General features: G+C 36.3%; 9 protein-coding genes and 1 tRNA gene. All 10 read right to left on the bottom strand.

The features are described from left to right. Window positions 1-491: 491 nt before the first annotated feature. The 10 genes from BST92_RS08460 to BST92_RS08415 all read right to left on the bottom strand — a co-directional run bounded on the left by BST92_RS08460 (window position 492) and on the right by BST92_RS08415 (window position 12204). Complete coding sequence (locus BST92_RS08460; RefSeq protein ID WP_105071055.1) at window positions 492-797, bottom strand: DUF3467 domain-containing protein; 306 nt, start codon at window positions 795-797, stop codon at window positions 492-494. A 1-nt stretch (window position 798) separates the two neighbouring features. Continuing rightward, window positions 799-5106: a DNA-directed RNA polymerase subunit beta' gene (gene rpoC / locus BST92_RS08455; RefSeq protein WP_105071054.1), complete on the bottom strand. Its 4308-nt coding sequence runs from the start codon at window positions 5104-5106 to the stop codon at window positions 799-801. Window positions 5107-5193: 87 nt separating this feature from the next. Then, window positions 5194-9006: a DNA-directed RNA polymerase subunit beta gene (gene rpoB, locus BST92_RS08450; protein WP_105071053.1), complete on the bottom strand. Its 3813-nt coding sequence runs from the start codon at window positions 9004-9006 to the stop codon at window positions 5194-5196. A gap of 123 nt (window positions 9007-9129) precedes the next feature. Then, the gene (gene rplL / locus BST92_RS08445; protein WP_006796892.1) at window positions 9130-9504 is read right to left on the bottom strand and encodes a 50S ribosomal protein L7/L12; all 375 of its coding nucleotides are present in this window, start codon (window positions 9502-9504) and stop codon (window positions 9130-9132) included. Window positions 9505-9556: 52 nt separating this feature from the next. Then, window positions 9557-10069: a 50S ribosomal protein L10 gene (gene rplJ / locus BST92_RS08440; RefSeq protein WP_006796891.1), complete on the bottom strand. Its 513-nt coding sequence runs from the start codon at window positions 10067-10069 to the stop codon at window positions 9557-9559. Window positions 10070-10081: 12 nt separating this feature from the next. Continuing rightward, complete coding sequence (gene rplA, locus BST92_RS08435; RefSeq protein WP_105071052.1) at window positions 10082-10780, bottom strand: 50S ribosomal protein L1; 699 nt, start codon at window positions 10778-10780, stop codon at window positions 10082-10084. Between the two features lie 12 nt (window positions 10781-10792). After that, the gene (gene rplK, locus BST92_RS08430) at window positions 10793-11233 is read right to left on the bottom strand and encodes a 50S ribosomal protein L11 (RefSeq protein ID WP_006796889.1); all 441 of its coding nucleotides are present in this window, start codon (window positions 11231-11233) and stop codon (window positions 10793-10795) included. Window positions 11234-11301: 68 nt separating this feature from the next. Further along, entirely contained in the window at window positions 11302-11859 is a 558-nt protein-coding gene (nusG, locus tag BST92_RS08425; RefSeq protein WP_105071051.1) for a transcription termination/antitermination protein NusG, read from the bottom strand. A gap of 10 nt (window positions 11860-11869) precedes the next feature. After that, the gene (secE, locus tag BST92_RS08420; protein WP_105071050.1) at window positions 11870-12067 is read right to left on the bottom strand and encodes a preprotein translocase subunit SecE; all 198 of its coding nucleotides are present in this window, start codon (window positions 12065-12067) and stop codon (window positions 11870-11872) included. Window positions 12068-12131: 64 nt separating this feature from the next. Then, window positions 12132-12204, bottom strand: a tRNA-Trp gene (locus BST92_RS08415). Window positions 12205-12278 lie beyond the last annotated feature (74 nt).

Genomic DNA, 12278 nt, shown 5'->3' with positions numbered 1-12278 from the left:
AAACCTGAAAAACAAGTTTTTGGAATTTTTTGGGGAGGTAAAAATGTCCATATATTGAAATACCTTATTAAATTATCAAGCATATCGAACAATTACAATCAAAAGTCAAGATATACTAAGCCGCAAAAATAATTCTATTGCTTCAGCTTGAATGATTATTTTAATGAATAAAAAGAAGTATTCGTTTATTACCCATATTTTATCGCTGTATTACAATGATTTTATTGACCAATAATACAAGATTCCTAATTAAATATTTATCATAAGTTAAAAAGAATAGTTCAAAAATACCATCAAATCGCACTAATCTACAAATAACCATTTTAAAGATTTTCAAGCACACTTAATATAAATCCAACCTAGATATTGTTTTATAATTATTTAGAGACTACAACGCCTTAAAATAGATCAAAAAACACAGTGCTATAACGAATATTGATAAGGAATTGATTAAAAAATAAAAAAACCTGATATTACTATCAGGCTTTTTTTTACGCTTGTCCCGTTGGACCAAAGTTTAACGGGATCGGAGGTTGTTCATAATCCTTAATATCTCCATTTGCTTTTTCAAATTTTCGAACATTTTCGGCAAGAGCTTTAGCTAATCGCTTAGCATGTTGCGGCGTTAAAACAATTCTCGATTTGACCTTACTCTTTGGATTACCAGGCATTATATTCACAAAATCTACAACAAACTCAGACATAGAATGATTAATAATAGCTAGGTTACTATATTGACCTTCTGCCACTTCAGCATCAATTTCTATGTTCAATTTATTTGGACCTTGTTTCTCCATTTTAATTATAGTTAGGTGTTGGCTCTTCTTTAGAAGCCATTAATTTTTCAAATTCCTCCTTAGAACCTACAATGATATCATCATAGTTACGCATTCCAGTACCAGCAGGAATTCTATGTCCAACAATTACATTTTCCTTAAGACCTTCTAGAGAATCAACTTTACCGCTTACAGCAGCTTCATTTAGTACTTTAGTAGTTTCTTGGAATGAAGCAGCACTAATAAATGACTTAGTTTGTAGTGAAGCTCTTGTAATACCTTGTAAAACAGGCTCGGCCGTAGCAGGGACTACATCTCTAGCTACTACTAACGCTTTATCTTCGCGGCGTAATAGAGAATTCTCATCTCTTAATTCTCTTGAAGAGATTAATTGACCTAATTTCAGTGAATCAGAATCCCCAGCATCTTCAACTACTTTCATACCGTAAAGTTTATCATTTTCAACAATAAAATCTTCTGTATGAATTAATTGATTCTCTAAGAAAACTCCGTCACCTGGATCTACTATCCTTACTTTGCGCATCATTTGACGTACGACAACCTCAAAATGTTTATCATTTATCTTTACACCTTGTAAACGATAAACTTCCTGAACTTCGTTCACAAGATATTGCTGTACAGCACTAGGTCCTTTAATAGCAAGAATATCTTTAGGAGTAATTGAACCATCAGATAAAGGCATACCAGCTCTAACATAATCATTTTCTTGAACAAGAATTTGATTAGAAAGTTTAACTAGATACTTCTTAACTTCATCAGTTTTGGAAGTAACAATTATTTCACGATTACCTCTTTTAATCTTACCAAATGCAACCACACCATCAATCTCACTAACAACAGCAGGATTAGAAGGGTTGCGTGCCTCGAATAATTCAGTTACACGAGGAAGACCTCCAGTAATATCACCAGCCTTAGCTGATTTACGTGGGATCTTGACGAGAACCTTACCAACCTTTATTTTATCAGCATCATTCACCATTAAGTGAGATCCAACAGGTAAGTTATAAGAAATCTGAGTTTCTCCTTTACTATCAACAATATGTAGTGTCGGAATTAACTTCTTATCTCTAGAGTCAGATATAACTTTCTCTTCGTATCCAGTTTGCTCATCAGTTTCAACTTGGAAAGTTGTTCCTTGTATGATATTTTCAAACTTAATTTTTCCAGCAAATTCAGAAATAATAACACCGTTAAATGGATCCCATTTAGCAAGAACATCTCCTTTTTTCACTTTAGAACCAGCCGTAGCATATAATTCAGAACCGTAAGGAATATTATTTGAATTAAGCAACATCTTTGTAGCTGGATGAAGTACTTTAGCTTCAGCCGTTCTAGAAATCACGACATTTACTGGATTACCAGTATTATCTTCACTCTTAACTAATTTCAGATCTTCAATTTCTAAAATACCATCATGCTTAGCAACAATTGTATTTTCTTGAGAAACGTTACCAGCAACACCACCAACGTGGAAAGTACGTAGCGTCAACTGTGTACCTGGTTCCCCAATAGACTGTGCAGCAATTACACCAACCGCTTCACCACGCATCACAAGCTTATTAGTTGCAAGGTTGCGACCATAACATTTCACACAAATACCTTTCTTAGCCTCACAAGTTAAAGGTGAACGCACCTCTACTGACTCTAAATCTGATGCCTCAATTATATCTGCAATTTCTTCAGTAATTAACTCACCTGCCTCAACAATAACTGTTTGTGTAGCTGGGTCAATTACATCATGAAGAGCTACTCTACCTAGTACACGTGCACTAAGTTTTTCCATAACCTCTTCATTCTTCTTAAGTGCAGATACATCAATACCTCTCAATGTCTCACAATCCTCAACATTAACTATTACATCTTGTGCAACATCATGTAGACGACGGGTTAAGTAACCAGCATCTGCTGTTTTAAGAGCTGTATCTGCAAGTCCTTTACGCGCACCGTGAGTAGAGATAAAGTATTCAAGAATAGACAATCCCTCCTTAAAGTTAGAAAGAATCGGATTTTCAATAATTTCTCCACCACCTGAGTTAGATTTCTTAGGCTTAGCCATCAGACCACGCATTCCTGTCAGCTGACGAATCTGTTCTTTAGATCCACGAGCTCCAGAGTCAAGCATCATAAACACAGAGTTAAAACCTTGGTTGTCTTCTCTAATATTCTTCATAGCTAATTCAGTAAGCTCAGCATTAGTAGCTGTCCATACATCAATAACTTGATTATATCTCTCGTTTTGAGTTATAAGACCCATACCATAATTTCCGCGTATTGCATCAACTTTAGTATTAGCTGCATCAATCATAGCTTGTTTCTCATCTGGTATCATAATATCACCTAGAGAGAATGATAATCCACCACGGAATGCAAAGCCATAACCCATATCTTTAATTTCATCAAGTAACGCAGCCGTTCTTGGAACATCAGTTACTTTGAGAATGTCTCCTATAATATCACGTAGCGCCTTTTTAGTAAGCACTTCATTAATATATCCAGCTTCATCTGGTACCGCTTGATTAAATATCACACGACCTGCTGTAGTTTCAATAACTTCCGCTTTATAAGAACCATCTGGCTGTAGAAGATTAATTCTACATTTAACAGGCGCATTAATATCAACACGCTTCTCATTGAATGCGATTACTAATTCTTCAGGACCATAGAAAGTTAACCCTTCACCTATAACCTTATGCTCAGGCGTTGAACGACGTAGCTTGGTCATGTAGTATAGACCCAAGACCATATCTTGAGATGGTACAGCAATAGGGCTACCATTTGCAGGGTTTAATATGTTATGTGATGCAAGCATCAATAACTGACATTCTAATATCGCTTCAGGACCTAATGGCAGGTGTACCGCCATTTGATCACCATCAAAATCGGCATTAAAAGCTGTACACACTAATGGGTGTAACTGAATTGCTTTACCTTCAATCAACTTTGGTTGGAATGCTTGAATTCCGAGTCTGTGAAGTGTAGGAGCACGGTTTAACATAACTGGATGTCCTTTGAGAACATTCTCCAAGATATCCCAAACAACAGGCTCTTTCTTATCTATTATTTTCTTTGCAGATTTTACTGTCTTAACGATACCACGCTCAATAAGCTTACGTATTACAAATGGCTTGTAAAGTTCTGCAGCCATATCCTTAGGGATACCACACTCATATAATTTAAGCTCTGGTCCTACAACAATTACAGAACGTGCAGAATAATCCACACGCTTACCTAGTAAGTTCTGACGGAAACGTCCCTGCTTACCTTTTAATGAATCTGATAAAGATTTAAGAGGTCTATTAGAATCCGTTTTAACAGCACTAGACTTCCTTGTATTATCAAGAAGAGAATCTACTGCTTCTTGTAACATACGTTTTTCATTACGCAAGATTACTTCAGGAGCTTTTATCTCCATTAATCTTTTCAAACGATTGTTACGGATAATAACACGACGATATAGATCATTTAAATCTGATGTCGCAAAACGACCACCATCTAACGGTACTAAAGGTCTTAATTCTGGAGGAATAACAGGGATCACTTTCATGATCATCCATTCTGCCTTATTCTCTCTTTGAACATTTGACTCCTTAAGAGCCTCTACGACTTGTAAACGCTTTAAAGCTTCCGTTTTACGTTGCTTAGAAGTTTCGTTATTTGCCTTGTGACGTAAATCATAAGACAATCCTTCTAAGTCGATACGTTGCAAAAGGTCTATTAGACATTCTGCTCCCATCTTAGCTATAAACTTATTAGGATCTGAGTCTTCTAAATATAAATTCTCTTGAGGAAGACTATCTAAAATATTTAGATACTCCTCTTCAGTAAGAAATTCTAATTTTTGAACTGGTTCACCTTCTTCATTTTTTGCAATACCTGGTTGAATTACTACATAACGTTCGTAGTAAATAATCATATCAAGCTTCTTTGAAGGAAGTCCTAATAAATAACCAATTTTGTTAGGAAGACTACGGAAATACCAGATGTGCGCAACTGGCACAACAAGGTTAATATGCCCTATTCGGTCACGACGTACCTTCTTCTCAGTTACCTCTACACCACATCGATCACATACAATTCCTTTATAACGTATACGCTTATACTTTCCACAGGCACACTCATAATCCTTTACAGGACCAAAAATGCGCTCACAAAAAAGTCCATCACGCTCTGGTTTGTGCGTACGGTAATTAATCGTCTCTGGTTTTAATACTTCACCTTTAGACTCTGCGAGAATAGATTCTGGTGATGCGAGACCGATTGAAATTTTTGAAAATTTCTTCTGGGTTGGGGCGTCTTTATATCTAGCCATAATTATGGTACTATTTTTAGTTAAAGCTGGTGAGAGTTATGATTACGCTTTCGCGAAAGCGTAATCATAAAAACCACCGTTAAAAAATTAATCCTCAAGTCTTAAGTCTAATCCAAGACCTTTCAACTCGTGCATTAATACATTAAATGATTCTGGAAGACCAGGTTCTGGCATAGGCTCACCTTTTACAATCGCCTCATAAGTCTTTGCACGTCCTATAACGTCATCCGACTTCACAGTTAAGATTTCACGTAGTGTACTAGACGCTCCATAAGCCTCTAATGCCCATACTTCCATCTCTCCAAATCGTTGACCACCAAATTGTGCTTTACCACCAAGTGGCTGCTGAGTAATCAATGAGTATGGCCCGATAGAACGAGCGTGCATCTTATCATCTACCATGTGTCCTAGTTTCAGCATATAAATCACACCAACTGTTGCAGGTTGATCAAATCTGTCTCCAGTACCACCATCATATAAATATGTATGACCGAAACGTGGGATTCCTGCTTCATCTGTATAAGCATTAATCTGGTCTAAAGTAGCACCATCAAAAATAGGTGTAGCAAAAGTCTTTCCTAACTTCTGTCCTGCCCATCCTAAAACGGTCTCATATATTTGACCAATGTTCATACGTGAAGGTACCCCAAGTGGATTCAAAACAATATCCACTGGCGTTCCATCTTCAAGGAACGGCATATCTTCTTGACGTACAATACGCGCAACAATACCTTTATTACCGTGACGTCCAGCCATCTTATCACCTACTTTAAGTTTACGCTTTTTAGCGATGTAAACTTTTGCTAGTTTGATAATTCCAGCAGGAAGTTCATCTCCTACAGAGATGGTAAACTTCTCGCGACGTAATGATCCTTGAAGATCATTTTCTTTAATTTTATAATTGTGTAGTAAGTCAGCAATCATCTCGTTAGTTTCCTTGCTGGTAGTCCAAGTTCCAGAAACTAAATGTGTATAATCATCTACTGAATGCAACATTTTAAGTGTATACTTTTTACCTTTAGGTAGAACCTCTTCTCCTAAATCATTGAACACACCTTGTGATGTTTTACCACTTACAATTTCAAATAATTTTTCTATTAAACGCTCTTGAAGATTATCAAATTTAGACTGATATGCCTGTTCTAATTTTGCAATATCTTCTTTATCCTGCGCTCTTTTTCTCTTATCCTTAACGGCTCTAGAGAAAAGCTTTTTATCAATAACAACACCACGTAAAGATGGAGAAGCTTTTAATGATGCATCTTTTACATCACCTGCTTTATCTCCAAAAATAGCACGTAGAAGTTTTTCCTCAGGTGTAGGGTCTGACTCTCCTTTAGGAGTAATTTTACCTATCAAAATATCACCAGGTTTTACTTCTGCACCGATACGTATCATACCTTGCTCATCTAGATCTGCAGTTGCTTCTTCAGAAACGTTTGGTATATCAGGTGTCAACTCCTCATTACCTAGCTTAGTATCTCTAACATCTAAAGAGTACTCATCAACATGGATAGAGGTGAAAATATCTTCACGAACAACTTTTTCAGAAATTACAATCGCATCCTCAAAGTTGTAACCTTTCCAAGGCATAAAAGCTACCTTCATGTTACGACCTAGGGCAAGTTCTCCAGCTTCAGTTGCATAACCTTGACATAAAACTTGACCTCTATTAACTCTATCACCTTTCTTAACGATAGGCTTAAGTGTTATACTTGTACCTTGATTCGTTTTACGGAATTTGATTAAATTATAGGTGGTTTCTTCAGGTTCAAAACTTATCGCCTTTTCACGGTCTGTTCTATCATATTTAATGCTTATACGTTGCGCATCAACATATGTCACTTCACCGTCACCTTCTGCATTAATTAACACGCGTGAATCTGTTGCAACTTGTCTTTCCAAACCTGTTCCTACTATAGGTGCATCTACTCTTAAAAGAGGTACAGCCTGACGCATCATGTTAGATCCCATCAATGCACGGTTTGCATCATCATGTTCTAAGAATGGGATTAAAGAAGCAGAGATAGATGCGATTTGATTAGGCGCAACATCAGCATATACAACCTCAGAAGGATCAACAACTGGGAAATCACCTTCCATACGAGCAATAACCTTATCTTGATCTATCTTACCCTTACCGTCTAATGGTAAGTTTGCTTGTGCAATATGCATTCCTTCTTCTTCCTCAGCACTTAAATAAGTAGGCTCTTCTTCAAGATTAACCACACCATCCTTAACTGAACGGTAAGGCGTCTCAATGAATCCCATACTATTCACTTTAGCAAAAACAGCTAATGACGAGATAAGACCAATATTTGGACCTTCAGGAGTTTCAATAGGACACAATCTTCCGTAGTGCGTATAGTGAACATCACGTACCTCAAATCCAGCTCTTTCTCTAGAAAGACCACCAGGCCCAAGTGCAGATAATCTACGCTTATGTGTGATTTCAGCCAGTGGATTAGTTTGATCCATAAATTGAGACAACTGATTTGTCCCAAAGAATGAATTAATTACAGAAGACAAAGTCTTTGCATTAATCAAATCTATAGGAGTAAATACTTCATTATCTCTAACATTCATGCGTTCACGAATTGTTCTAGCCATACGAGCTAGACCAACACCGAACTGTTGTGATAATTGTTCTCCAACAGTTCTAACACGACGATTTGATAAGTGGTCAATATCATCAATCTCGGCCTTTGAATTAATTAATTCAATAAGATACTTGATGATAGTAATGATATCTTCCTTAGTAAGCACTTGCTTATCCATGGCGATATCCAGTCCTAACTTCTTATTCATTCTGTAACGACCAACCTCACCTAAATTATAACGTTGATCTGAGAAGAATAATTTATCGATTATACCACGTGCTGTTTCCTCATCAGGCGGCTCAGCATTACGTAGTTGTCTATATATATGTTCTACAGCCTCTTTCTCAGAGTTTGTAGGATCTTTTTGTAAAGTATTGTGGATAATAGCGTAATCAGCAGACTGATTATCTTCTTTATGAAGAAGTATCGTTTTTGCCTGAGATTCCATGATCTCATCGATATGCTCCTTATCTAGAACTGTATCACGGTCAAGTACAATCTCATTACGCTCAATAGAAACTACCTCTCCTGTATCTTCATCCACAAAATCTTCATGCCATGTTCTTAAAACACGAGCTGCTAACTTGCGACCAAGATATTTTTTTAATCCAGTTTTAGAAGCTTTTACTTCTTCTGCTAAATCAAAAATACCGAGAATGTCTTTATCTCTTTCAAATCCGATGGCACGAAAAAGAGTTGTTACAGGTAATTTCTTCTTACGATCGATATAAGCATACATTACACTATTAATATCTGTCGCAAACTCAATCCATGATCCTTTGAAAGGAATAACACGAGCTGAGTAAAGTTTAGTTCCATTTGCATGGAAAGATTGACCAAAGAAAACTCCAGGAGAACGGTGTAGTTGAGAAACTACTACTCGTTCAGCACCGTTAATAACAAAAGTTCCAGAAGGAGTCATGTAAGGAATAGTTCCTAGATAAACATCCTGAACAATTGTTTCAAAGTCTTCATGCTCTGGGTCAGTACAGTATAATTTAAGACGTGACTTAAGAGGCACGCTGTAGGTTAAACCTCTTTCAATACACTCTTGAATAGAGTATCTAGGAGGATCAACGAAATAATCAAGAAACTCCAATACAAATTGATTGCGAGTATCTGTAATTGGAAAATTTTCCATGAAGGTATTATATAGACCTTCTACTTCTCTTTTATCAGATTTCGTTTCTAATTGAAAGAAATCCTGAAAAGATTTAATTTGGATATCTAGCAGATCAGGATAATCTGCTTTAGTTGTTACCGTCGAAAAATTAATTCTCTCTGTGTTTGTTGCCAGCATCAATGCACGGTATTAAAGGTTAAAAAAAGCGTTATTAATGACGTCTCATCTTTATACGCAAAATGGTCTAAACCCGTGAGCCTTGCTCACAGGTTTAAACCGATAATGATTAGTTAAGAAGAATTACTTCAACTCAACCTCAGCACCAGCTTCTTCAAGCTGTGCCTTAAGTGCTTCTGCCTCGTCTTTAGACACACCTTCTTTGATCGGAGATGGCGCATTATCAACTAGGTCTTTTGCATCTTTAAGTCCAGCACCTGTAAGTTCTTTTACAAGTTTAACAACCGCTAATTTAGCACCACCTGGAGCCTTAAGGATAACATCAAATTCAGTTTGCTCATCAGCAGCAGCGTCACCACCACCAGCTGGACCAGCCATAGCTACAGCAGCAGCTGCAGGCTCAATACCATACTCGTCTTTAAGGATGGTTGCTAGTTCGTTTACTTCTTTAACAGTTAAGTTAACTAACTGCTCAGCGAAATCTTTTAAATCTGCCATTTTTCTATCGTTTAATAAAATTTATAAATAATTGTTTGCGTACTCTTTAAAACTATCTTTCAGATAGTGTCTTAATTAAACCTGCAATTGTACTACCACCTGATTTAAGTGCAGATACAACATTTTTGGCAGGAGATTGAAGAAGTCCAATAACTTCACCAATCATTTCTTCTTTAGATTTGATATTACTCAACTCTTCGAATCTATCACCTACATAAATAGCTTCTTCAATATAAGCACCTTTTAAAATAGGTTTGTCAGATTTTTTTCTAAAAGTCTGAATTACTTTAGCTGGAGCATTAGCTACTTCAGAAATCATTATAGAAGTATTCCCTTTCAATAATTCTGGCAATTCACCAAAATCTTTATCTGAAGCTTCCATAGCCTTCTCAAGCAATGTGTTTTTTACTACAGAAATTGAAACATTAGCTTTAAAACAAGCTCTTCTTAAATTAGAAGTATCTGATGCATTTAAGCCAGAAATATCTGCTAAATAGATTGTTGAACTATTACCTAACGTAGCAGTCAAATCTTGAATAACATTTGCTTTTTCTTCTCTTGTCATGGTCTAGATTTTTTAGTCGTCTGCAAAACGCTTAGCATCAATAGATATTCCAGGACTCATAGTACTAGACATATATATACTTTTGATGTATACACCTTTTGACGTTGTAGGTTTCAGTTTAACTAACGTATTAATTAATTCTTTTGCATTACCTGCAATTTTATCAGCATCAAAAGATACTTTACCAATTGCAGCATGTATAATACCTGTCTTATCGACCTTAAAGTCAATCTTACCAGCTTTCACATCAGAAACAGCTTTTGCTACATCCATAGTAACCGTTCCTGTTTTTGGATTAGGCATTAAACCTCTTGGACCTAATACTCGACCTAAAGGACCTAACTTACCCATAACGCTTGGCATGGTGATGATAACATCAACATCAGTCCAACCGCCTTTAATTTTATCAAGATATTCATCCAGTCCAACATAATCTGCACCAGCAGCCGTTGCTTCCGCTTCTTTATCTGGAGTTACTAATGCTAAAACCTTAACATCTTTACCTGTTCCATGAGGTAATGTTACCACACCTCTAACCATTTGATTAGCTTTACGTGGATCAACATTAAGTCTCACAGCAAGATCTACTGAAGCGTCGAACTTAACATTCGTAATATCTTTTACCAATTTAGAAGCGTCTGCTAATGAATACATTTCTGCACCATCTATTTTAGCATGAGCTTCTTTTTGCTTTTTTGTTAATTTTGCCATTGTTACCTTTTTTTAAGCTGGAGCATCTCCACCTTTAACGTTAACACCCATAGATCTAGCAGTACCTGCAACCATTCTCATAGCGCTGTCTACTGTAAATGCATTTAGGTCAGGCATTTTATCTTCTGCAATCAATCTAACCTGATCCCAACTGATAGTTGCTACCTTTTTACGATTTGGTTCTCCACTACCGCCTTTAAGTTTTGCCGCTTCTAGGATTTGAACTGCTGCTGGAGGTGTTTTAATAACAAAGTCAAAAGACTTGTCTTTATACACTGTAATTGCTACTGGTAACACTTTACCAGGCTTATCTTGAGTTCTAGCATTAAATTGCTTACAAAACTCCATGATATTTACACCAGCCGCACCTAATGCAGGTCCTACAGGCGGAGATGGATTTGCCGCACCACCTCTAACTTGTAATTTTACAACCTTAGATACTTCTTTAGCCATTTTTAAAAAATTTCAATTTATATGATAAACAAAAAGTGGAAGCCTTTTGATTATCTAAAACGCAACATTTATACTTTCTCTACTTGCATATAGCTCAACTCCAATGGAGTCTTTCGACCGAAAATCTTCACCATCACCTCAAGCTTACGCTTCTCTTCATTAACCTTCTCGATAGTACCATTAAAACCGTTAAAAGGACCATCAACAACCTTAATTGTTTCACCAACTTTAAACGGAATAGCTATATTATCTACTTGTTCTGCTAGTTCATCAACCTTACCTAGCATTCTATTCACTTCGCTTTTCCTAAGAGGAACGGGATCACCGCCTTTAGTTTCACCTAAGAAGCCAATAACTCCGTTTACAGATTTAATTATATGAGGAACCTCTCCTTCAAGCCTAGCCTGAATCATAATATAACCAGGAAAATAAACCTTCTCTTTATTAATCTTCTTACCATTACGAATCTGAACGACTTTTTCGGTAGGAACTAAAATTTGCTTTAAAAAATCTTGTAAGTTATGATGAGCAATTTCAGATTCTATATAATCCTTAATTTTATTTTCTTGACCACTTACAGATCTTACCACATACCAATGCATCACTTCGTTACTATCAACTGCCATAATGTGGTTTTTAACTATTCTTAATCCAAGAGAAATAATTAGTAATAACTTTACTAAAAACGGAATCAATACCCCAAATTATCAAGGCAAATACTATTGAAAAAACAGCAACCGTTACAGTTAACTTTTGAGCCTCTGACCAAGAAGGCCAAGACACATGGTTTGTTAATTCACTGTACGATTCTTTTACGTAACTTACTAATCCCATAAATAGAATTCTATTATAAAATCTCTATAGATTTTGTTATTAATTTCGAGAAAACTCGATAATGCACGGGTTGAGAGGCTCGAACTCCCGACACCTGGTTTTGGAGACCAGTGCTCTACCAACTGAGCTAAACCCGTATTTATTAAGAAATGCTCTTAACAAAGGGAAAGTATCCTATCTAAAAGATAGGATACTTAAATTTTAATACTAG

Origin of the sequence: Nonlabens arenilitoris (assembly GCF_002954765.1) — a bacterium.
GTDB lineage: Bacteria > Bacteroidota > Bacteroidia > Flavobacteriales > Flavobacteriaceae > Nonlabens > Nonlabens arenilitoris.
Note: the sequence above shows the minus strand (reverse complement) of the source record. Positions and strands in the feature narration are given on the sequence as shown.